The 22,104-nt window shown below is 72.7% G+C and carries 16 protein-coding genes and 3 pseudogenes; 8 read left to right on the top strand and 11 right to left on the bottom strand.

The window, feature by feature from the left end; translation table 11 throughout:
• Positions 1-134: 134 nt before the first annotated feature.
• Positions 135-1,061, top strand: coding sequence for an ABC transporter substrate-binding protein (locus tag BJF79_RS07120; RefSeq protein WP_075895616.1), 927 nt, complete (start codon positions 135-137; stop codon positions 1,059-1,061).
• Positions 995-1,711, top strand: a complete 717-nt coding sequence (locus BJF79_RS07115; protein ID WP_075895614.1) for an ABC transporter substrate-binding protein — start codon at positions 995-997, stop codon at positions 1,709-1,711. The genes BJF79_RS07120 and BJF79_RS07115 overlap by 67 nt, the downstream gene beginning before the upstream one ends.
• A 3-nt stretch (positions 1,712-1,714) precedes the next feature.
• Here BJF79_RS07115 and BJF79_RS07110 read toward each other — a convergent pair whose 3' ends face one another.
• The 7 genes from BJF79_RS07110 to BJF79_RS07085 all read right to left on the bottom strand — a co-directional run bounded on the left by BJF79_RS07110 (position 1,715) and on the right by BJF79_RS07085 (position 9,044).
• Complete coding sequence (locus BJF79_RS07110; protein ID WP_083733224.1) at positions 1,715-2,992, bottom strand: sensor histidine kinase; 1,278 nt, start codon at positions 2,990-2,992, stop codon at positions 1,715-1,717.
• Positions 2,989-3,642, bottom strand: a complete 654-nt coding sequence (locus tag BJF79_RS07105; protein ID WP_075895612.1) for a response regulator transcription factor — start codon at positions 3,640-3,642, stop codon at positions 2,989-2,991. Before BJF79_RS07105 ends, BJF79_RS07110 begins: the two co-directional genes overlap by 4 nt.
• A 279-nt stretch (positions 3,643-3,921) precedes the next feature.
• Positions 3,922-5,151 carry a hypothetical protein gene (locus BJF79_RS07100; protein ID WP_262401650.1) on the bottom strand — a complete coding sequence of 410 codons (1,230 nt, stop codon included), beginning with the start codon at positions 5,149-5,151 and terminating at the stop codon, positions 3,922-3,924.
• Entirely contained in the window at positions 5,145-5,618 is a 474-nt protein-coding gene (locus BJF79_RS58765) for a hypothetical protein (RefSeq protein ID WP_262401649.1), read from the bottom strand. The genes BJF79_RS07100 and BJF79_RS58765 overlap by 7 nt, the downstream gene beginning before the upstream one ends.
• Positions 5,619-6,041: 423 nt before the next feature.
• Positions 6,042-6,851 carry an inositol monophosphatase family protein gene (locus tag BJF79_RS07095; protein ID WP_075895610.1) on the bottom strand — a complete coding sequence of 270 codons (810 nt, stop codon included), beginning with the start codon at positions 6,849-6,851 and terminating at the stop codon, positions 6,042-6,044.
• Complete coding sequence (locus BJF79_RS07090) at positions 6,848-7,762, bottom strand: ferrochelatase (protein WP_075895608.1); 915 nt, start codon at positions 7,760-7,762, stop codon at positions 6,848-6,850. Before BJF79_RS07090 ends, BJF79_RS07095 begins: the two co-directional genes overlap by 4 nt.
• A gap of 55 nt (positions 7,763-7,817) precedes the next feature.
• Positions 7,818-9,044: a lytic transglycosylase domain-containing protein gene (locus BJF79_RS07085; RefSeq protein ID WP_075895606.1), complete on the bottom strand. Its 1,227-nt coding sequence runs from the start codon at positions 9,042-9,044 to the stop codon at positions 7,818-7,820.
• Positions 9,045-9,314: 270 nt separating this feature from the next.
• On the opposite strand from BJF79_RS07085, the gene BJF79_RS07080 reads away from it, so the two are divergent.
• Positions 9,315-10,625 (top strand): D-arabinono-1,4-lactone oxidase, encoded by a 1,311-nt coding sequence (locus BJF79_RS07080; RefSeq protein ID WP_075895604.1) that lies wholly within the window; start codon positions 9,315-9,317, stop codon positions 10,623-10,625.
• A 39-nt stretch (positions 10,626-10,664) separates the two neighbouring features.
• On the opposite strand, the gene BJF79_RS07075 is transcribed toward BJF79_RS07080, so the two are convergent.
• Complete coding sequence (locus BJF79_RS07075; protein ID WP_075895602.1) at positions 10,665-11,291, bottom strand: hypothetical protein; 627 nt, start codon at positions 11,289-11,291, stop codon at positions 10,665-10,667.
• Between the two features lie 891 nt (positions 11,292-12,182).
• Here BJF79_RS07075 and sepH point away from each other — a divergent pair.
• Positions 12,183-13,310: pseudogene (gene sepH / locus BJF79_RS58760) on the top strand (septation protein SepH); the annotation flags it as partial.
• A gap of 672 nt (positions 13,311-13,982) precedes the next feature.
• On the opposite strand, the gene BJF79_RS07060 reads toward sepH, so the two are convergent.
• Positions 13,983-15,362, bottom strand: a complete 1,380-nt coding sequence (locus BJF79_RS07060; RefSeq protein ID WP_262401648.1) for a PH domain-containing protein — start codon at positions 15,360-15,362, stop codon at positions 13,983-13,985.
• A 120-nt stretch (positions 15,363-15,482) separates the two neighbouring features.
• The gene (locus BJF79_RS07055; RefSeq protein ID WP_075895595.1) at positions 15,483-16,043 is read right to left on the bottom strand and encodes a PH domain-containing protein; all 561 of its coding nucleotides are present in this window, start codon (positions 16,041-16,043) and stop codon (positions 15,483-15,485) included.
• 224 nt (positions 16,044-16,267) lie between these two features.
• Between BJF79_RS07055 and BJF79_RS07050 the strand changes: the two genes are divergently transcribed.
• Together BJF79_RS07050 and BJF79_RS07045 are read left to right on the top strand one after the other, a co-directional pair.
• Positions 16,268-17,272: an ATP-binding cassette domain-containing protein gene (locus BJF79_RS07050; protein ID WP_075895593.1), complete on the top strand. Its 1,005-nt coding sequence runs from the start codon at positions 16,268-16,270 to the stop codon at positions 17,270-17,272.
• Positions 17,269-18,081 carry an ABC transporter permease gene (locus BJF79_RS07045; protein WP_075895591.1) on the top strand — a complete coding sequence of 271 codons (813 nt, stop codon included), beginning with the start codon at positions 17,269-17,271 and terminating at the stop codon, positions 18,079-18,081. The genes BJF79_RS07050 and BJF79_RS07045 overlap by 4 nt, the downstream gene beginning before the upstream one ends.
• A 100-nt stretch (positions 18,082-18,181) precedes the next feature.
• Here the strand turns inward: BJF79_RS07045 and BJF79_RS07040 are convergent.
• A pseudogene (locus BJF79_RS07040) lies at positions 18,182-19,494 on the bottom strand (NAD(P)/FAD-dependent oxidoreductase).
• 447 nt (positions 19,495-19,941) lie between these two features.
• Here BJF79_RS07040 and BJF79_RS07035 point away from each other — a divergent pair.
• Positions 19,942-20,526 carry a YbhB/YbcL family Raf kinase inhibitor-like protein gene (locus BJF79_RS07035; protein WP_262401647.1) on the top strand — a complete coding sequence of 195 codons (585 nt, stop codon included), beginning with the start codon at positions 19,942-19,944 and terminating at the stop codon, positions 20,524-20,526.
• A gap of 216 nt (positions 20,527-20,742) precedes the next feature.
• Positions 20,743-22,104, top strand: a pseudogene (locus tag BJF79_RS07030) (hypothetical protein); the annotation flags it as partial.

Below are 22,104 nucleotides of genomic sequence, written 5' to 3'. Positions count from 1 at the left end.
GGGGCCGGGCGGCGGCACGTGGCCCGGACGCCCGCGCTCCCGGGCGGCGAGTTCACCGAACCGTCCGGGCGGCGGCCCGGCCGGCCCCGCAAACGCGTGCTGGCGGGCTCGGCGGCGCCGCGCTCGTCGCGCTGGTGCTGGTCGGCACCGTGGTCCTGACGCGGCTGGGCGGCGAGGGGGATACCGACCCGCCCGGCGGGCGGACGGGCGGCACCCTGGCGATGACGGCCCCCGAGCTGCTGAACACCGGCGACCGGATCGACCCGTCGCACAGTTTCAGCGGCACCGAGCGGTTCTTCGGCAAGCAGCTCTACACCGGGCTGACCGCGGTCGGCACCGACGGCCGGATCCGCAACATGCTCGCCACCGAGATCCGCCCGGAGGAGAGTTGCCGGGAGTGGCACATCGTCCTGCGCGACGGGACGAAGTTCACCGACGGGCAGCCGGTCGACGGCGAGGCGTTCGCCCGCGGGTGGGTCCGCGCCGCGCTCACCAAGGAGGGCGCCGGGCCCTACCTGATGTCCGACATCGAAGGATTCGAGGCCGTGTCGAGCGGCGACGCCGACACGTTCTCCGGGGTCAAGACGACGCCGAACGGCCTGTCGGTCCGGCTCACCTCGCCCAACTGCGACTTCCCCGCGCGCCTCGCCGATCCCGTGTTCTCGCCTCTGCCGGCGTCCGCGGGCGAACCGGACAACGAGGCGTTCAACCGGCAGCCGATCGGCAACGGGCCGTTCCGGCTGGAAAGCTACACCCCCGGCAAGGAGGCCGTGCTCGTCCGCAACGACACCTGGGCCTTCGGCAAGACCAAGCTGGACCGGGTGGAGATCAGGCTGGTGTCCGACACCGCCGTGTCGCGCGTCCTGTTCCAGTCCGAGGACATCGGCTGGGGCAGCCTGTCGGGCGTCGAGAACGTCGGCAGCGCCAACCCGTCCTTCGTCTCCCGGACCGTCCCGTTCGTCCGGATGCTGGTCCCGCTCACGCGCGCGGGCCGATGGAGTCGCGGGAGGCGCGGCTCGCGGTGTCCTACGCGCTCGACCGCGCCTCGCTCGCCCGGCTGACCGGCGGCGTCGACCGGCCCGCCCACGGGCTGGTGCCCCCGTCGCTCCCCGGGTTCGGGCAGGCCGGGACGTGCGTGTCCTGCGACGCGTCGAACACCGCGCGGGCCAAGTCCCTCGCCGCGGAGGCCGACCTCGGGTCCGGGACGACGATCCGGCTGTCGTACCGCACGTCGACGGACGAGCAGAAGCTCGCCGAGGGGATCAAGGCGCGGCTGGAGACCGTGCTCGGCTGGAAGGTCGAGCTGAAGGCCACGCCCGTCGAGGACTTCACGCAGTGGCGCGACGGCCTGGTGGGCGACGAGGCGTCCGGCCTGGCCCTGTTCGCCTGGGCCCCGGACTACGCGAGCCCCTACACGATGCTGTGGCCGCTGCTCGGCGGGACGCTCGTGGCGACCGGCGACAACGAGTACTACAACCTGGCCGGCTGGAAGAACGACCGGTTCGACGAGCTGATGGGCCAGGCCGTCCGCACCGCCTCCGGGCGGGAACGCACCGACGTGTACAAGCAGGCCGAGAAGCTGGCGCTGGACGACATGGCCCTCATCCCGCTGATCAACGAGGGCCGCGGCGCGCTGGTGAGCGACGAGTACGTGAACCTGGAGATGGACTACGACGGCGACCCGACGCTCGCGACGGCCGCGCTGAAGTAGCCGTCAGCCCGGTGGGAGGCGGACGGTGACGATCAGCCCGCCGCCCGGCCGCGGCGCCGCGTACACGGCGCCGCGGTGCGCCAGCACGACCGAGCGGACGATCGACAGGCCGAGACCCGCGCCCTTGGACGACTCGACGCGGTCGGCGTTCAGCCGCCGGAACGGCTCGAACAGCCGCTCCACCTCGTACGCGGGCACCACCGGGCCGGTGTTCTCGACCTGGACGGTCGCGTAGCCGTCCAGCAGCCCGGTGCGGATCCACAGCTCGCCGCCGTCCGCGTTGTGCTTGATCGCGTTCTCCACCAGGTTCGACACCAGGTGCTCCAGCAGGACCGGGTCGCCGAACGCCGTCCCGGACGTCAGCTCCGGGTGCACCACGACGTCGTTGTCGTGCTCGCGGCGTCCCGAGTGCTCCAGGACGGTCGACGCGACGTCCGCGAGATCCACCGGCGACCGGGTGGTCAGCTCCCGTTCGCTGCGGGCCAGCAACAGCAGCCCCTCGATGAGCCGCTCGTGCCGCGCGTTCGTCGCCAGCAGCGTCCGCCCGACGGTGCGCAGATCGTCGGAGACCTGCGGGTCGCCGAGCGCGACCTCCAGCAGCGTCCGGTTGATCGCCAGCGGCGTGCGCAGCTCGTGCGAGGCGTTCGCGACGAACCGGCGCTGCGAGTCGAACGCCTCCCCGAGCCGCTCCAGCATCGCGTCGAAGGTGTCGGCGAGCTCCTTGATCTCGTCCTCGGGGCCCTCCAGCGCGATCCGCTCGTGCAGGGTCCCCGCCGACAGCCGGCGCGCCGTCGCGGTGACCCGCTGCAGCGGGCTGAGCGCCCGGTCGGCGACGAACCAGCCCAGCACCAGGGTGATGATCCCGACCCCGGCCAGCGCCACCAGCGACCGTCCGACGAGCTGCTGCATCGTCTGCTCGACGAACTGGCGCTGCAGCGCCGCCGCCTCCTCCTGCGAGATGCCGAGCCCGATCACCTGGACGTTGCCCAGGATGTTCGCCACCAGGATCGACACCACGAACAGCAGCAGTGCCCCGGCCATGAAGAACAGCAGCCCGTACAGCAGCGTGAGCCGCAACCGGACGCTCATCCGGCTCGGCAGCGTCTTCACGGACCCGAACCCGTCCCCCTCGGCGCGCCACACGCCCTTGGCGCCCGGCGGCGGGACCTGCTGCGGCCCGGGACGCCGCCACGGGCCCGTCCGGCGCCCGCCGGGCACCGACGTCGGCTGCGTGTCCGTCGCGGCGGTCGCGCCCGGCTCCTGCGGCTCCGGGGCCGTCACAGCCGATACCCCACGCCGGACACCGTCTCGATGACCGGTGGGTCGCCGAGCTTCTTGCGCAACGTCATCATCGTGACCCGCACCACGTTGGTGAACGGGTCGATGTGCTCGTCCCACGCCTTCTCCAGCAGCTGCTCGGAGCTGACGACCGCGCCGTCCGCGCTCAGCAGCACCTCCAGGACGGCGAACTCCTTGCGCGTGAGATCGACCTGCCGCCCGTCCCGCGACACCTCGCGGCGGCCCGGATCCAGGCTGACGCCCGCCCGCTCCAGGACGGGCGGCAGCGGCGCCGCCGCGCGGCGGCCGAGCGCCCGCACCCGCGCGATCAGCTCCGCGAACGCGAACGGCTTCGCGAGGTAGTCGTCGGCGCCGATCGACAGGCCCTCCACCCGGTCGTCCAGCTCGCCCGCCGCGGTCAGCATGATGATCCGCGCGGGGTACCGCTGCACGACGAGCTGCTTGCAGACGTCGTCGCCGTGCACCTTCGGCAGGTCGCGGTCCAGGACGATCACGTCGTAGTCGTTCACGCCCGCCCGCTCCAGCGCCCCCGCGCCGTCGTAGGCCACGTCCACCGCCAGCGCGTCCCTGCGCAGGCCGGTGGCGATCGCGTCGGCGAGCACCCGCTCGTCCTCGACGACTAGTACACGCACTCGTTCCCCCTCCGGTCCGGCCGGGCGCGGCCGCCCCGCGTTACAGATATGCCATGCGAGCCGTAAGACCCCCGTAAGCGGCGGTTCAAGCGGCCGCCGGGCCCCGTACGCAAGAATCCGCGAAAATTGCATCGGCGAACAGGTTTGCCTCAAGCGTACGTGTGGGTAGGGATGGGCAGGATCCGGGAGGAGGCTCATGGGCGAGTTGACGCGCACTATCCAGCAGCGGCTCGACGACGCGTACGCGTCGCTGCGGAGCGCCCACGCAGACGGGGACACCTACCTGGCGGACATCCGCCGGGAGGAGATCAGCGAACTGCGCCGGATCGCAGCGAACCACGACATCGGGATCGAACCACCCCGCTGCGACTGATTCCCTGCGACTGATCGAAACCGTTCCTGAACAGTGTCCAGGAGTGGGTCTTGGACCCATCTCCTGGCACTGCGCGCGTCCCGAACGGTGCTGGATGCGCTGGTCGCCCGCGTTCTGTGTGTTCTGGTCCGGGGGCGTGCATCGTGTGCACGTTCCGGGCCGGGTCGGCGGGGTTCCTCACGTCCGGGGGTGTCCGGTTCGGCCTGGACGGTCCGATGCCCCGCACGATCGCTCCGGTCGTGCGGGGGCGGTGCCGTCCGTCGCCGGATCGGATGCCCCAGGGCGCGTCGCCCGACCGCGATGCTCGCCGCATCGTGCCGGGAAACCTCACGGGCCGGAGTGCACATCGGCTCCCGCCAATGCTGCGCACCCCACCGCGACGTGTACGCGGGATCGACGGCCACAATCGCCAGGCCGTGCTCGGCGGCCATCGACGTCAGCCGTGCTTTGAGCCTGCCGGTGGGGAAACCGGAGATCAGCTGCCGGAACTTCTTGCGGCGGCCGTGCTTCTCCCGCGTCTTGTCGGTGTCGAAGTTCAGGTCTTCGATCGCGATCGCGGCGACGTCGCGCGAGGCGGCCCAGTGCAGCAGGCGCGTGATGGCGTGCCGGACTTGGGCGTCCCGGTGAGAGGCCGAACCGGTCAGGTCGTAGTCGAAGCGTTTCGGGTCGGCGACGGGGTTGCCGGAGGCGTCCAGGTGCCAGGCGGCGAAGTGATCGGCGTTGGTGTCGACCCCGATGATCCCCCGGGCGCGGGCGGCCTCCAGGGGAAGCGGGGGGACTGGGCGGCGTTGCCAGGACGCGGTGAGGTACCAGCGGCCACGGTCAACATCGTGGTGGATGCGGTAGGCCACCGCCCGGTCCGCTTCCACGCGGTCGGCCCACTCGGTGCCCCGGTGGGCGAAGGTGGCACGGGCGGTCAGGACGTACCGTCCGTGCGGCGCGTTGGCCAACTCTGCCAGTGGGGAGGGCAACCGGATCGACACCTCGCCCTCGGGTGTGAGGCGGATGGTTTCGTTGCCCAGTCTCTTGCCCGATTCCCCGTCGGCGGCCAGGAACGACCGTCCGGCCTCCCAGCGCTCCCGCCACTCCTCCACGGTGAGCCCGGCCTCGTCCAGATGATGACGCCGGTTCAGCAACCGCGCCCGCCCAGCACCACGTGCACCGTCCCGGAGTCCCGATCCGCCCGCACCGCCGCCAGCCGGTCCTTCAACACACCCAGCCGCCGGGACTTGGCGAACCACTCCTCATGGGACCGGTACCCGCCCGGCTCCCGCCGAGCACCTTTCGCTCCGAGCGGGAGTGCCAGCCGCCGCTCAAGCGTCCGCACCCCCGCCTGGAGACTCTCCACGTGGGCTTGCTGACTCCGGCGGGCCAAAGCCCACTGGTCATGGGACGTTCTGGTGATCGATCCGGCCCACCGCGCCGACGACCCGGCCGTCAACTCCCGCTTACGCGCCGCCCACCGGCCCGCATCATGCTCCACACCGTCCGCGCACCGGGCTTTGAGGTCCCGGGACGCCAGCGATCCCAGATGCGCGCCGACCGCCCGCAGCACCCGCTCGTCCTCGGGAGTGAGGCCCGTGAGGCGGGTACGGATCGCCACCCCCGGCGGGCCCGCCGCCACGAACGGCGCGCGAGCGCACGCAAACCACCGGCCCCGTCCCGGCCCCGGTCCTGCTCGCCGGGGCGGGCCCACTCACCGCGTCCGGGCGTGCCGTGGCCGGTGGCCGCCTCGGCGGCCACCCCACAACCAACAGCGGAACGCGACATGACCGCCACTTTAAGTGACAGCACTCGAACATGCAATCGACACGCCGTTCCGTGAACCGCCCCGGAACCACATCGCAAGCCGGGGCTCGCACCCGGTGACCCGTGCTCGAGTCACTTGCCGCGACACGTGAGCAGGCGCCCGTACACAGACACTCCCGACCCCCATGGACACTCATGAGCACTTAACCAGCCAACACTCAAACCCCCGCCATGCCGGCCCGGGACCCACACGGTCCCGGGCTCTTCTGGTTCCGGGTCAGTCGCGGAGGGGGTCCAGGGGGGTCAGGAGGGCGTGGAGGCCGGTGAAGACGTCGGGGGCGGCGGCGATCGTCAGGTCGGGGCCGGGGGCGGCGCCGTGCAGGCCCTCCACGCGGCCGCCCGCCTCCTCGACGATGAGGGCTCCGGCGGCGATGTCCCAGGCCTGGACGCCGCGCTCGTAGTAAGCATCGAGGCGGCCCGCGGCGAGGGAGCACAGGTCGACGCAGCAGGAGCCGCCGCGGCGGATGTCGCGGACGTGCGGGAGGACGCCGGTGAGGACCTCGGCCTGGCGGGCGCGGCGGGCGGCGGCGTAGCCGAAGCCGGTCGCGACGAGGGCGCGGTCGAGCGGGACGCCGGTGTTCACGTGGAGTTCGCGGGTGCCGGAGGCGGTGTGCAGGAGCGCGCCGGCGCCGCGGGCGGCGGTGTAGGTCTCGCCGCGGCGCGGCATCTCGACGGCCCCGGCGACGGCGCGTCCGTCCACCTCGGCGGCGATGCTGACGGCCCAGTCGGGCAGGTCGTACAGGTAGTTGACGGTGCCGTCGATCGGGTCGATCACCCAGCGGACGCCGCTGCCGCCCGCGCGGGTGCCGCCCTCCTCGCCGAGGAAGGCGTCGTCGGGCCGGGCCGCGCGGATCCGCTCGATGATCAGCTGTTCGGCGGCGCGGTCCATCTGGGTGACGACGTCGGTCGGGCTCGACTTGGTCTGCACGACGTCCGGGCCGTCCGCCGGGCGCTTGTCGACCAGCATCCGGCCGGCCTCGCGGGCGGTCGCGACGGCCAGGTCGAGGAGTTCGTCGGGCAGGCTCATGCGTTCCTCTGTTCGGTGAGCAGTTCGCGGGGCAGCGCGGCGAAGCGGGGGTCGGAGCCGGGCGTGGCGGCCCGCGCGAACGCCATCCCGAGCTCGGCGGCGCGGTCGGCGGCCTCGACGTCGAGGTCGAACTTGACCTCCATGTGGTCGGAGACGAACCCGATCGGGACGGCCGCGACCGCGCGGACGCCGTCGCCGTGCAGGGCGTCGAGGTGGTCGGTGATCTGCGGCTCCAGCCACGGCTGGGACGGCGGGCCGCTGCGGCTCTGGTAGACGAGGTCCCACGGCCTGCCGGGTGCGGCCTTCGCGGCGACGCGGCGCGCGGCCTCTTCGAGTTCGGCGACGTACTTGTCGCGGTTGGGCTGCGCGAGGGGGACGCTGTGCGCGGTGAAGACGAGGCGCGCGCCGTCCGGGAGGTCGGCGAGGGCGGCGATCGTGGCGTTCGTGAAGGGGTCGAGGAAGCCGGGGCGGTCCCAGTAGACGGGCAGTTTGTCGATCTCGGGCGCGTCCGGGACCTCTTCCCGCGCGCGCGCAATGTCGTTCAGGTACTGGTCGTTGGTGGAGAAGCCGCTGTAGGCGGACGTGACGAACGCGGCGGCCCGCCGGACGCCGTCGGCCTTCATCTCGCGGACGGTGTCGGCCAGGTACGGGGTCCAGTTGCGGTTGCCCCAGTAGACCGGGACGTCGACGCCGTGGGCTTCGAAGTCGGCCTCGATCGCGGCCTTCAGCTCGCGGCAGAGCCGGTTGATCGGGCTGACCCCGCCGAAGAGGTAGTAGTGCTCACCCACCTCCTTCAGGCGCTCGCGCGGGATGTCGCGCCCGCGGGTCACGTTCTCCAGGAACGGGATCACGTCGTCGGGCCCTTCCGGCCCGCCGAAGGAGAGCAGCAGCAAAGCGTCGTACGACGTCATGCCTCCATCCAATCAGCCGGTTTCCGGTGACCGGATCCGGCCGGTGGTACAGGCGTCAGGAGTACTTGGCCGCGTACGCCTTGGCCAGGTTCAGCACCTTCTGCACGTACCAGTCGGCGTGGTTGTAGTGCCAGACGGCCCGGTAGAGCTGCTGCCCGCCCTTGCCCGCGCCGTTCGCGCACAGGTATTTCGCGGCGCCCGGGATGGCGTCGTAGGGGTTCATGATGTCGGCCTTGCCGTCGCCGTCGCCGTCCACCCCGTACGCCTTCCAGGTGGCGGGCATGAACTGCATGGGGCCGAGGGCGCCCGCGCTGGACGGGCCGACGTTGCGTCCGTGGCTGCTCTCGACCTGCCCGATCGCGGCCAGGACCGTCCAGGACAGGCCGGGGCAGGTGGTGGCGGCCTGCTTGTAGAGGTCGAGGTAGCCGGTCGCGCGGCCGCCGCCCGGCTGCCGGTACTCGCTCGCGCGCAGGTTAACGATCTTCACGCCGCCGCCGAGGATCTGCTTCACCGCCTTGACGGTCGTGGCCGGTTCCACCCCGGGCGCGTTGACCAGCACCGCGGCGTTCGGGACGAGGCCCATCTCCTTGCCGACCTTCTCGCTGACGAGCATGTCGACGCCGGGCAGCCCGAGTTCGCCGGAGCCGCCCATCACCAGGTTCGGGACCGTCCGGCCCACCACCGGGTACCGGGTGCCGCGGTTGAGCTGGAGCTTCTCGGCGACGTCCGGGCTGGTGACGAACTGCCCGCCGGCCAGCGCCGTCCACAGCGCGGTGTTCTTGGCGGTGCCGGGCGGCGTCCAGGACCGGAACTCCGACGGGTCGACGGCGAGCGTGTTGAGCCCGACGCCCTGCAGTTGCAGGCTGGCGCCCGCGACCGACGTCACCTCGCCGACCCGCTTCAGCTTCGACAGCCGCTCGATCTTCGCGGCCGGGATCGTTCCGGCGGCGACGGCCAGGACGTCCGGCGGCACCACCCGCCGCAGCGGCGCGACGTCGCCGCCGTCGCCACGGTCACCGGGTCGCCGGCCGCGGCGCTCGGCGGGACGGCCGCGCGGCCGCCGGCGTCGCCGCCGTCCGGGTCCGCCGGGCCGCTCTCGCTCGCGGTCAAGGCCGCGTACACGCCGCCGGGACGTGCTGCCGGCCGCGAGGATCGCGATCCCGGCGACGATCAGGGGCAGGCCGCGCAGGGGCCGTCCGCCGGGCCGGGCGCCGGCGCGGTCCCGTTTCGCGGCGCGGTCCCGCTGCTTCTTCTCCGGCCTGCGCTTCGGCGGGCGTGTCACGGATGGAGGAGCCACACCATTTCCCAACGAGCGTCACTGGCGGTCGGTTACACGTCTGCGCACTTCTTGCCCCGACATCCCCCGGTCAAGGGGGTGACGTCGCGGAATGTTCGCCGGGACGGCCTCGTTTCCCGTTCGGGAGACCGTGTCCGACGGTTACCGGATAGTACGGTATCGCCGTTCTCGTCCCGGCGAGGGTCCTGCGGGACGGCCGGACCGGTCAGTAAATGTGAACTTTCCTCACAATCGATTGCCGAGTAGAGTCGCCGCATGTCACCCGTGAGCAACCAAACGTGGCGGAACTGGGCCGGAAACCAGCAGGTCCGCCCGTACCGCGTCACGACGCCGCGCAACGCCGGCGAGGTCGCCGCGGCCGTCCGCGCGGCGGCCGAGGAGGGCCGCACCGTCCGGATGACCGGGACCGGACACTCCTTCACCGGCGCGGCCGTCGCCGAGGGCGTGCTGCTGCGGCCGTCCGCCCTCACCGCGGTCCGTTCCGTCGACACCGCGACCGGGCTGGTCACCGTCGAGGCGGGCCTGCCGATGCACCGGCTGAACCGCCTGCTGGACGAGCACGGCCTCGCCCTCGCCAACATGGGCGACATCCAGGAGCAGACCGTCGCCGGGGCGATCCAGACCGCCACCCACGGCACCGGACGGGACGCCGCCGGGCTCGTCTCCCAGATCGCCGCGCTGGAGCTGGTGCTCGCCGACGGGACGACCGTGACCTGCTCGCGGGACGAGCGTCCCGACCTGTTCGACGCCGCCCGCGCGGGACTCGGCGCGCTCGGCGTCGTCACCGCCGTCACCTGGCGGACCGTCCCGGCGTTCCTCCTGCGCGCGCGGGAGGAGCCGATGAAGTGGGACGAGGTCCTCTCGCGGGTGGACGAGTTCGACGAGGCCAACGAGCACTTCGAGTTCTACTGGTTCCCGCACACGGAAGGTTGCCTCACCAAGCGGAACAACCGTGTGGAGGGGCCTGCGGAACCTCTGTCGAAGTTCAAGTACTGGATGGACGACCAGTTCCTGTCCAACACCGTCTTCGGTGTCATCAACCGGCTGACCCACGCCGTCCCCGCCACGACCCCGTTCGTGAACGGGATCTCCGCGAAGGCTCTGGGCGCGCGCACGTACACCGACACGTCCTACAAGGTGTTCACCAGCCCGCGCACCGTCCGGTTCAAGGAGCAGGAGTACGCGATCCCGCGCGAGGAGCTCGTCCCCGCGCTACGGGAGATCCGCGCCCAGTTCGCCAAGCGCGACTGGCGGATCAGCTTCCCGATCGAGGTCCGGCTGCTCCCGCCCGAGGACGCCTGGCTGTCGATGGCGCACGGCCGCCGCACCGCGTTCGTCGCCGTCCACGTCTACAACCGCGACGCGCACGAGGACTACTTCTGCGGCGTCGAGGACATCCTGACGGCGCTCGGCGGCCGCCCGCACTGGGGCAAACTGCACACCCGGGACGCCGCGTACCTGGAGAAGACCTACCCCAAGTTCGCGGACTTCCGGGCACTGCGGGACGAACTCGACCCCGAGCGCCGCTTCGCCAACCCGTATACCAGTCGCGTCTTCGGCGACTGACGGCCGGTCGGGGATCGGCTCGCGGGGGCGGCTCGCGGGTCAGTTCGCGGTGTCGCCGCCGCGCTGGCCGTCCGTCCCGCCCTGCTCCTGGCCGTCCCCACCGGACGACTGGGTCGGCGCGGGGCGTCGTACCCGGCGTCTCCGGCGCGGAGTCGTGGGGCGGCGCGGTGGGCTCGTCGGTGGCCCCTCCGGTCGGCTCGCCGCCGGTCTCGCCGGGCGTCGCGCCGACCGTCGGGGCGGTCCCGGAGCCGTCGCCCGGCTCGTCCGTCCCGCCGAGGGCGCCTCGCCGGTCGGGCTCTCCCCCGGGGTCCCGGCGGGCGCGGTGCCGTCCACCGTCGGCGTGCCGGTGGGGGTCTCCTCGGCCGGGCCGTCCGAGCCGCCGCCGTTCCCCTCCCCGCCGAGGACGTGCGTGACGGTGAGGCCGCCGCCGCTGCCGCCGCCGATCGGGCCGCCCGTCGTGGCCTCGTAGATCGTGATCCCGCCGAGCACGACCGCGAACACGGCCGCGGACGACGCCGCGAGCTTCACCCAGTTCCGCTTCGCCCACGCGAGGGTGTCGTCGAGCGCGGCGCGCCGCGCGACGCGCCGCCGGGCGTCCTCGCCCGCCTCCGCGGCGAGCGCGCCGCGACGTCGCGGTCGGGTCCAGGCGGGTCGTGTTCGGATCACCGGCCGCCGCCGGAGCGGCGTCGAGGCGGGTGGCGTTCGGGTCGCCGAACCCGCCGTCCAGCCGGGTCGCGTTCGTGTCGCCGCCGCCCGCGGGCGGCCGGACCATCGTGCGGCCCGGGTCGGCGCCCGCCGGCCAGACCACGGTGCCGCGGTCGGGTCGGCGCTCGTCGCCTCCTCCGCCGCGTCCCCGGGCCGCGTCCCGGCGCCGCGCCGCGCCCTGCACGTGCGACATGTCCCGGATCTGGTCGCGTCCCTGGTCCAGGTAGTGCTTGCAGACGGCCGCGCCCGCGGTCGAGATGACGCTCATCAGCGCGGTGCCGATGACCGTCCCGTACACCCCCAGGAACGACGCGCCGATCGCGGCGACGGCCGTGGCGAGACCGCTCGCGATCACCTGCGTCGTGCTCAGATCGGGAAGCTTGCGGCGCATTACCCCGATTCACCCCCGTTGAATCCCCCGAAGTACCTCAAAATCAAACTAACCGGACGATCACGGTGTTCCGACCATCGACGTGACGCTCGCTACGCGAACCGGGTGGAGCCGGACGTCCGCGTCGTGCACAGTGGTGAAGTCGTGCACAGTGGGGAAAAGGTTCCTCAAGATTCAGACAGAGCGTCTCCGGCCGGTCCCGGGCACCGGCAAGCTTGGTCGGGCGCCCTCTTCCACGACGTGGAGGGGGCTTCGAGAGCGGCGATGTTCGGACATGCCGGGTACGGTGCTGGCAGCAGGTGTGTCCGAAAGAGAGACTCGGGAACCCGGGGGAAGGGCACGCATGCGCCCTCGGCGGGCAACGGACGGCCGAACGGTGCGGGAGCGGCGGAAACGCACTCCGCACCGACCGACCGGTTCGGCGCCCTCCGTGCCGTCAGGACAGGGCAGGAAGGACACGCATGCAGGAGCTGCGCCTCGTCGCGGTCAGCGAGGACGGAACATACCTCGTCCTGGCCACCGCGGGCCGAGGCACCCGGTTCACCCTGCCCGTCGACGACCGCGTCCGCGCAGCGGTCCGTGGGCACTTCTCCCGCCTCGGCCAGTTCGAGATCGAAGTGGAGAGTCCCTTGCGTCCCAAGGAGATCCAGGCACGCATCAGGTCGGGTGAGACCGCGGAGGAGATCGCCGAGTCCGCCGGCATCCCGGTCGAGCGGGTCCGCTGGTTCGAGGGTCCGGTCCTGCAGGAACGCGAATACATGGCCCAGCAGGCGCAGCGCGTCACCGTCCGGCGGCCCGGCGAGTCCACGCCCGGCCCGCCCCTCGGCGAGACCGTCGAGGAACGCCTCGGCCGCGGCGGCGTCGACCTCGAAGACGTCGAGTGGGACGCCTGGAAGTGCGACGACGGCACCTGGCGCGTCCGCCTGTCCTTCTTCGACAACGGCCGCCCGCACGCCGCCGAATGGGCGTTCGACCCGCGCCGCCGGAACGTCTCGCCGCTGGACGAGATCGCCGCCCGGCTCACCGCCGTCGACTGGGACGACGACGAGCTCTCCGACACCGTCACCCCGCTGGTCCCCCGCCGCCCCGCGATGAAGGTCGTCTCCGACGGCCGCGACGTGGGTCGCGAGATCGGCCGCGAGATCGGTCGCGAGGTCGGCCCGCGCGATCTCGGCCGCGGGCTGCCCGCCGAGCCGGAGCCGCCGCTCGAACGCGCCTCCGAGCCGCCGCTGCGCACCGCCGAGCCGCGCGAGTACATCGTGGAGCGCGGCCGCATCATCGACCCGCGCCCCGCGTTCCCGTCCCGGCAGCAGCCCGGACGGCCGCGCGAGCTCGGCGCCGACCGCGAGCCGATCCGCCCCTTCGACGACACCGGACGGGACGCGCCGGCGATCGAGGCCCCGTGGCGGCGCGCACCCGAACCGTCCCTCGAAGAGCTCGAAGAGCAGGCGTCCGCCGCGCAGCCGCGGGCCGCCCGTCCCGAGAAGCCGCAGGACGAGCCGGTGGCCGCCGCCGAGACCGCGGAGCCGGAGGCCCCGCAGGAGCGTCCGGACGAGCCCGCGCCGGAGCCCGCGGCCGCCGACGAGACCGCCGACGAGACCGCGGACGAGACCGACGAGCAGGCCGCGGAAGACCGTCCGGACGCCGTCGCCGAGGCCGAGGAGTCCGACGACGGGGCGGCGGTCGAGCCCGCCGACGACGAGGCCGTCGAGGAACCCGCCGCCGAAGCCGACGCCCCGGCCGAACCGAACCGCGACGAGGCGGACGCCGCCGTGGCCGCGGACGCCGACGAGCCGGAGAAGCGCGAGGCCGCCACCGCCGAACAGGCCGCCGAGGCCCCTGACGAGGCCGCCGCCGAGGCCCCCGACAAGGCCCCCGACGACGCGCCGAGGCCGAGGCCGCCGCGGCCGGTGGCCGAGGAGGCGCCCGCCCGTCCGGAACCGCGCGACGAGCCCGCACCGCGCAAGGCGGCGCCCCGCGAGCAGGCCAAGCCGGCTCCGCCGCGGACGCCGCGACGAGCCCGCCGCGCCCGGCCGCGAAGAAGAAGCCCGCCACCCGCCCGACGATGCCCGCCGCACAGGACAAGCCCGTCACCGGTCCCCCGGCCGCCGCCGCTGCCGACGCATCGGCGCCGCAGCGTCCCGCTCGCGCGCGGCGCAAGGCCAAGGGAAAGCGGGCGTCCGTGCCGTCGTGGGACGAGATCATGTTCGGAGCCCGCCGCCCCGAGTGACCTGCGCCCCTGCCGAACTCACGAGGAACGGTCACTCGTCGAGGAAGGGGCGCACCCATTCGGGGGTGATCTCGGCGGCGAAGGCGACCGCGTCCGTCTCGGCCATGTCGATCGCCGGGTAGCCGCCGTCGCCCGCGCCCACCGCCACGTCCAGCGTCGCCAGGCCCAGCCGCCGCTGGAACAGCGTCCGGCGGAAGCGCCAGCCGACGATCGCGCCGTGCTCCACGACCACCTGCCGCCGCTTCAGCGACCCCGACCGGACGCTCAGCCGCCCGCCGTCGGTGACGTGCCCGAGCTGCCGGTACCGGTCGAGGCCCAGCGGGACGGCCAGCAGCGCCAGGACCGCGCACGCGCCCGCGATCCACGGGCGGCCCGCCGCCAGCGCCAGCAGCCCGACGCGCCCGGCGGCGCGACGCGCAACCGCGGCGTCCGCGTGCGGCGGCGGGTGGGAGCGCAGCGGGCCGGGCACCGCGCCGACGACCCGGGCGGCCAGTTCCTCGGCGCCGGACGCGGCGGCGGCGGGCAGCAGCCGGCCCCGGTGCGCGGCGTCCCCGAGGCCCGTGACCAGCGCGCCCAGCCGCCGGACGCCGCCGAGCCGCTCCAGCGGGTTGTCGGCCAGCTCCACGCCGCGCAGCCTGCGGCGCTCCAGCGACACGCTCCGCCGGGTGGCCAGCCCGCGCTCGGCGACGATCGAGCCGTCCCGCTCCGCGACGGTGAAGTCCCAGTTGAACAGGCTGAACGCGATGACCGACACGACCGGCAGCGCGAACAGCGCCAGCACGGCGAGCGCGACGACCGCGGCCGTCGGCAGCCCCACCACCTCGTGCCCCACGGTCTCGACGCGCTCCCGGGTGATCAGGCCCAGGTCGTCGCCGAGGTTGTAGAGCGTCCCGAGGAGGCTGCCGGCCAGCGCGAACGGCGTCAGCAGGTAGGCGCCGCTGAGCGGGGCGTACACGTACCAGCGGCGCCGCATCCGGGCCAGGACGCGCCGCCGCGGCGCCTCGGGCGACCCCGGCGGCTCGTCCGCCGCCCGGGCCAGCAGCACCCGGCGCAGCCGCTCGGCCTCCGGCCGCGAGACCGCGTTCAGCTCCGCCTCCCCGCCCTCCGAGCCCGCGTCGATGTGGACGACCGCGAGGCCCAGCGTCCGGTGCGGCAGCGACGTGCTGATGTCCACGCCCCGGATCCGGTCGCGCGGGATCGTCTTCACCGACCGCCCGACCAGTGTCCGGCGGAGCTCGATCCGGTCGTCCCGCAGCGCGTACGTGAACGTCGCCCAGCTCGCCACATGGAACACCAGGCCGATCCCGAGACCCGCGAGCGTGAAGTAGAACGCCGTGGACAGCCCGCCCACGGCCAGTCCCGCCGCCCCGGCCGCCAGCAGGGCGAGCAGCTCGCGGACGGCCCCGACCACGAACGTCAGCGGATGCAGCCGCCGAACGATCTCCGCGGACGGCGATGAGTCCCGCTCGTCGGGGAAGTCAGAGATGCGTGGGGTTTTCGGTTCGTCGGGTTCTTCGGATTTTCGGGGGCGTCACGTGGCGTCGTCGCGGAGATCGTGGGCCCGGTGGGCCAGGTCGTCGGCCAGCCGGGTCGCGACGGCGGCCGGAAGGCCGGAGACTTGGGAGGAGCCGGTGTGGGAGGCGGTGTTGACCTCGATCGTGGCCAGGCCCAGCAGGCGCTCGATCCAGCCCTGCTCGGTGTCGACGGTCTGGATGCGGCTCACCGGCACCAGCAGCCATTCGCGGCTGAACCAGCCGGTGCGGGTGTAGACGACGTCGGCGCTGACCTCCCAGCGGTGGACGCGGTAGCGCCAGACGGGCGCCACCGTCACCATCAGCAGCCCGGCCGCGCCCACCAGCCACGGCAGGACGCCCACCCGGTCGGCGAGCCAGCCCGGCAGCCAGTCGGCCTCCGCGTCGCCGAGCCAGGCCGCCACGCCGAGGGACAGACCGAACGCCAGGCCCCACAGCAGCAGATACTCGATGCCCCAGTGCGCGATCGCGCGCCGGGAGACACGGTGCGCGGGCGGCCGCAACCGCGGCGGGCGCCACCCCCCGCCGTCCCCGTGCAGGTCGCACAGCACCCTCGTCACACCGCGAGTGTAAAGGTCCCGGCCCTCCGGGGCGCGGCCGCGCGGGAGCAATCAGCGCGACATCGACGTTTTGTCAGACGCGGGTGCAAGGCTGAAGGGACGCCGAGCGTCGGCGTATGGGCGGCGAAAAATCGAGTGCATACCGGTCGGGGCGGGTCGTAGGTTGGCCTGTCCGCCCGCGTCGGGGTGCACCATCCGGCACACCATCTTCTAGGAGATCTCTTATGTCCTACGCGATCCAGGCCGAGGGCCTGGTGAAGCGATTCGGCGAGACGCAGGCACTGTCGGGCGTCTCGCTCACCGCCCAGGCCGGGACGGTGCTGGGCGTGCTGGGGCCGAACGGCGCCGGGAAGACCACCACCACGCGCATCCTCGCCACGCTGATCGAGCCGACCGAGGGCAGCGCCCGGGTCGGCGGCCACGACGTCGTCCGGGACGCGCACAAGGTCCGCCAGCTCATCGGGCTGACCGGCCAGTACGCCGGGGTCGACGAGATGCTGACCGGCACCGAGAACCTCGTGCTGATCGGCCGGCTGCTCGGCCTGTCGCGGCGCGACTCCAAGGCCCGGGCGGCCGAACTGCTCGACCGGTTCCAGCTCACCGACGCGGCCGAGCGCGCCGCCAAGACGTACTCGGGCGGGATGCGCCGCCGTCTCGACCTGGCCGCGAGCCTGGTCGGGCGGCCGCAGTTCCTGTTCCTGGACGAGCCGACCACCGGCCTCGACCCGCGCAGCCGCAACGGCCTGTGGGACATCGTCCGCGGCCTGACCGACGACGGCGTCACCGTGCTGCTCACCACGCAGTACCTGGAGGAGGCCGACCAGCTCGCCGACGACATCATCGTGATCGACCGCGGCACCGTGATCGCGCACGGCACGTCCGACATGCTGAAGGCGCAGGTCGGCGGGCAGGTGCTCGAAGTCCGCCCGATCAAGGAGAGCGACGCCGACGTCGTCGCGCGGCTCGTCGGCGAACTGGCCGAGGCCGTCCCGGAGTTCAAGGACGGCCTGGTGTCCGCGCCGATCACCGACCCGGGCCTGATGCCCGCGGTGGTGCGCCGCCTCGACGAGGAGGGCGTCACGGTCGGCGAGCTGTCGCTGCGCAAGTCGAGCCTGGACGAGGTGTTCTTCGCCCTCACCGGCCACCACACCGAAGAAGTCGAAGCCGAGGCGGAGGAGGGCGCCGAAGACGGCGACCGCGCCGCGAAGAAGGAAGGGGCCTCCCGATGAGCACGGCGACGACGCTCCCACCGCAGAACCTGTCGAAACGGGTCTCCCCGGGCACGAGCGCCCGCAACACCGCGACGCTGGCGTGGCGGAACCTGGTGCAGATCAAGCACAACCCGATGGAACTGCTGGACCTGTCCATCCAGCCCATCATGTTCGTGCTGCTGTTCGCCTACGTGTTCGGCCCGGCGATGGCCGGCAGCGTCGAGGCGTACCTGCCGGTCGTCATCCCCGGCATCATCGCGCAGAACGCGCTGTTCGCCGGGATGAGCACCGGGTTCGGGCTCAACACCGACATCACCAAGGGCGTCTTCGACCGGTTCCGGAGCCTGCCGATCTCGCGCAGCGCCCCGCTCGCCGGGCGGATCATCGCCGACACCGCCAAGCAGGCGTGGTCGATGGCGATCCTGCTGCTGGTCGGCTTCGCGATCGGGTTCCGCCTCGAGACGAACGTGCTCGCGCTGATCACCGCGTTCTTCGTCCTGCTGGCGTTCGCGGTGCTGTTCTCCTGGGTGTCGGTCTACATCGCGATGATGGTGAACGAGCCGGAGAAGGTGCAGATCTTCGGGTTCGTGGTGATCTTCCCGCTGAGCTTCCTGAGCACCGCGTTCATCCCGACGACCGAGGGCATCCCCGGCCCGCTCGCGTTCTTCATGGACAACAGCCCGGTGACGCAGCTCGTCGAGGCGATGCGCGGCCTGCTCGTCGGCGGTCCGGTCATGGAGCACGCGCTGATCGCGCTGGCGTGGGGCGTCGCCATCTCGGTGGTGTTCGCCCCCCTCTCCCTCCGCGCCTTCAAGAAGCGCGCGTAACGCGCCGCGTCGCGTGCCGCTAATGCCGGACGCCCCGGCGGTCGGGTGACCGCCGGGGCGTCCGGCATTCGCGTCCGTTCGGAGCGCGTCCGTTCGGGCGTCAGGCCGCGTTCTCCTTGGCCTTGGCCTTGGCCTCGCGGATCTTCTCGTCGTCGAGCGCGGCGAGGATGAAGTCCGCGCGCGGCTGCTCGACCGTGGCGAGCGAGACGGTCTCGCGCTTGAGGAACAGCGCGAGCGTCCAGTCCGCGATGACGCGGATCTTGCGGTTGAAGGTCGGGACCATCGCACCGTGGTAGCTGCGGTGGAAGAACCACGCGGGCCAGCCCTTGAGCTTGAAGCCCATCGGGTTCGCCACGCCCTTGTGCAGGCCGAGGCCCGCGACCGCGCCGAGGTTGTTGTGCGCGTACGGCTTGAGCGTCTTGCCGCGCAGCGACCGGACGATGTTGTCGCCGAGCAGCTTGGCCTGGCGCACCGCGTGCTGGGCGTTCGGCGGGCAGAACTGGCCCTCCTGCGCGAGGTCCGGGATCGCGGCGTTGTCACCGGCGGTGACGCCCGGACCAGGCCCTCGATCGTGAGGTACTCGGTGCCCTTGACGCGGCCGCGCTCGTCCACCGGCAGGTCGCCGCTGCGGACGACCGGCGACGGCTTCACGCCCGCGTTCCACACGAGCGTCCCGGCCGGGAAGCGGCTGCCGTCCGAGAGTTCGACGATCTCGTCCTCGGCCGACTGCAGGAACGTCTTCATCTTCACGTCGATGCCGCGGCCGCGCAGCTGCTCGGCCGTCCACTTGCCCATGTCCGGGCCGACCTCCGGCAGGATTCGGTCGGCGGCCTCGACGAGGACGAACCGCAGGTCCTCCGGGGTGACCTTGCGCATGTACTTGGTGGCGTCGCGCGTCATGTCCTCGACCTCGGCGACCGCCTCGACGCCGGCGAACCCGCCGCCGACGAAGACAAACGTCAGGGCCTTGCGGCGCAGTTCGACGTCGTCGGTCGACTCGGCGATCTCCAGCTGCTCCAGCACGTGGTTGCGCAGGTGGATGGCCTCGCCGACCGTCTTGAGGCTGATCCCGTGCTCGGCCAGGCCGGGGATCGGCAGCAGCCGCGGCACCGCGCCGGCCGCCATGACCAGGTAGTCGTAGGAGATCCGCTCCGGGGGCCCCGCCAGCGGCTGGACGATGACCCAGCCCTCGTCGTGGTTGAGCTCGGTCACCCGGGCCTTGCGCACGGTGCACTTCGGCAGCACCCGGCGCAGCGGGACGACGACGTGCCGCGGCGAGATGTTGCCCGCGGCGGCTTCGGGAAGGAACGGCTGGTACGTCATGTACGAGTTGGGGTCAACGATGGTGACCTTGACCTCACCCCGCTTGAGCTCCTTGCGGAGCTTCTTCTGCAGGCGGAGTGCGGTGTACATGCCCACATAGCCGCCACCCACGATGAGGATGTGGGGAGCGCCAGGGGTCTCCTCGGCGGTCCTGGCCATTGCGGCCCTCCAATGTCACGGTCGGCTTGTGAAGACATTCACAAACTACTCGATGATTGCTCTTGCACCAACCAGGAACCATGAAAGAACAACAAAACTTCCCCGCAGGGCAAAATAGAGCGCTGCATCGGCTGTGAACTTCACCACTCCTTCGCATGATTCTCGACGATCGGGCACGAACTTCGCATGACGCACCTCACATCCGCGCGTCCGGCGGGCGCCTCCGTCTCACGGCCCGAAAAACCCGACTCACCGCCGCCGAACCCCTAAGGTTGGGGCGGACGAAGGGAAGGGGGCGCCGCCCGCGCGCGTGCGTCCGGCCGGAACGAAGGCGGACCGGCGGGAACGCGGCGCACAGAATCGCGCGGGAGCGTATCGATGATGAGCAGAAAACGGCGTCCGGTCCCGGCCACGGCGGCCGCGCTGGCGCTCGCGGCCACGCTGAGCGGTTGCGGGCTGATCGGCGGGCCCGAGCAGGAGAGCGCCGAACTGTCGGAGTGGTTCACCGTGCAGAGCCAGGTGTTCCGCGATGGCGGCGACTTGCCCACACGGTACGGCTGCACGACGTACCCTGGCGGACAGGGCAAGACCCCGCCGCTGCTGTGGTCGGGGGCACCGGCGAACACCCGGTCGTTCGCGATCGTCATGGACGACCCGGACCTCGAAGGCGCCTACGTCCACTGGGTGATCGCGGGCATCGACGGGACCACGCGCGAGATCGTCGAGGGCGCCAGCCTGGACAACGCCGTCGAAGGACTGACCACGGGAGACAAGGTGGGCTACGCACCGCCGTGCCCTCCCCGCGGGGAACGGCACCTGTACCGGTTCACCATCTACGCGCTCGACAGCGAGGCTCCCTTCAAGGAGGGCGCGTCATTGGACGATTCGCTCGGCGCGATCGCCGAGCACACGATCGGCCGGGGCCGGATCACCGGGAACTTCGGCGGCGAGCGGGCGCGTTGACCGTGGAGCCTTGCGGCGGCGCGTCCCGGACCGGCGGGTTCGACCGATCGGTGCGGGCCGTGTGAGGGTGTCTATGAGCACTAAGGGTGTGACAACGGTCATAGCGGTCGGACAGAATCGGACCGGCTCCGAGGACGGTCGGCTGCCGGCGGCGATCGGGACGGACCTAGCGTCCGCCCCGGCCGCGTCCGCCGGGCCAAGGCATTGGGTGGTGGCATGACTGGAACAATCGTGGTCGTCGGCCTCTTGGTGGTCGTCGTCCTCGTCGTCGTCCTCGTGGTCTTGGGTCTGCGGGCGAGCAAGGCGGGTCGCGACGACGACTGGATGGACGACGAGCAGCCGCAGCCGCGCGGACGCCGCGGCGGTGCGCCGCACGACGAGATGAACGGGCCGGACGACTACGGCTACGACGACGACGGCGGTTACGGTGCGCCGGCTCCCGGCCCCGACCGCCGCGTCGCCGGCGGCGCGGGCGGCGCCGGTCCGCTCGCCGCGCCTCCCGGCCAGCAGGGTCAGCAGGGCCCGCCGCCGTCCCGGCCCTCCGGGCAGGGGTCCGACGAGATGGAGGACGACGACTACTGGGCGACGATCACCTTCGACAAGCCCAAGTTCCCCTGGCAGCACAACCAGGAGGGGCAGCGTCCCGACGGCGAGCCCGCCATGCAGGCGCAGGGCGGCGACGACCAGTACGGCGAGCAATACGGCGACCAGTACGCGGACCAGTACGGCGGCGAGCAGTACGGCGGCGAGCAGTACGGCGGCGAGCAGTACGGCCAGGAGCAATACGGCCAGGAGCAGTACACCGGGGACCAGTACGGCGGTGAGCAGTACGCCGGCGAGCAGTACGCCGATCAATACGGCGACCAGCAGTACGCCGAGCACGACCCGCAGGTCCCCGACCACGGCGGAATGAACCAGACGGTCATGCTGGGTTCCGACGGCGGCTTCGGCGGCCAGGGCGGGCCCGGCCAGGGGCCGCAGAACCAGGGCCCGCAGGGGCCGGGCGGCCCCGGGCAGCCCGGCGCGCGGCCCGCCCCGACCGGCCCGCGAGCCAGGCTCCCCGGCGGATTCCCCGGCGGCTCCCCGTTCGCCGGCGGCGACCCGGGCGCGACCTCGCTCGACCCGATCCCCGCCGACCTGGCCGGTTCCGGCATGCAGGGCGGCCCCGGCGGGCACGTCCCGTACGGGCCCGGCGCACCCGACCAGCACATCTACGGCGGGCAGGAGCAGCAGCCCGCGTACGGGTCGGCCGACCCGTCCTACGGCGGTCCGGAGCAGCACGCCCCGTACGGCGGCGGGCAGCCCTACGGCGGGCAGGAACAGCCCGGCATGCCGCCGGAGCAGTCCCCGTACGGCGTCCCCGAGCAGTCGCAGCCGTACGGCGCCGACCCGCTCGCCTCCGGCGCCCGTCCGACGCCCGCGTCCCCGCCCCCGGGCCGTCCGGACGCCTTCGACATGCCGCTGGGCGCCTCCGGTCCCGCTTCGACGGGCCCGAACCAGGGGCCGCCCGCACCGCCGCCGTCCGACCCGCTGGGCCTGCCCCTGGGCCGTACCGACGAGCCCGCGGCGGCGGCCGCG

Origin of the sequence: Actinomadura sp. CNU-125 (assembly GCF_001942465.1) — a bacterium.
In the GTDB taxonomy this organism is placed as follows: Bacteria; Actinomycetota; Actinomycetes; order Streptosporangiales; family Streptosporangiaceae; genus Spirillospora.
The sequence above is the reverse complement of the archived record's forward strand: the minus strand, read 5'-3'. Positions and strand labels throughout refer to the sequence as shown.

Bases quoted from the DNA above. Each gene is read 5' to 3' on its own strand.
- BJF79_RS07115 (WP_075895614.1), top strand. From the start codon at position 995: ATGGAGTCGCGGGAGGCGCGGCTCGCGGTGTCCTACGCGCTCGACCGC.
- BJF79_RS07095 (WP_075895610.1), bottom strand. From the start codon at position 6,851: ATGAGCCTGCCCGACGAACTCCTCGACCTGGCCGTCGCGACCGCCCGC.
- BJF79_RS07090 (WP_075895608.1), bottom strand. From the start codon at position 7,762: ATGACGTCGTACGACGCTTTGCTGCTGCTCTCCTTCGGCGGGCCGGAA.
- BJF79_RS07080 (WP_075895604.1), top strand. From the start codon at position 9,315: ATGTCACCCGTGAGCAACCAAACGTGGCGGAACTGGGCCGGAAACCAG.
- BJF79_RS07050 (WP_075895593.1), top strand. From the start codon at position 16,268: ATGTCCTACGCGATCCAGGCCGAGGGCCTGGTGAAGCGATTCGGCGAG.
- BJF79_RS07045 (WP_075895591.1), top strand. From the start codon at position 17,269: ATGAGCACGGCGACGACGCTCCCACCGCAGAACCTGTCGAAACGGGTC.
- BJF79_RS07035 (WP_262401647.1), top strand. From the start codon at position 19,942: ATGATGAGCAGAAAACGGCGTCCGGTCCCGGCCACGGCGGCCGCGCTG.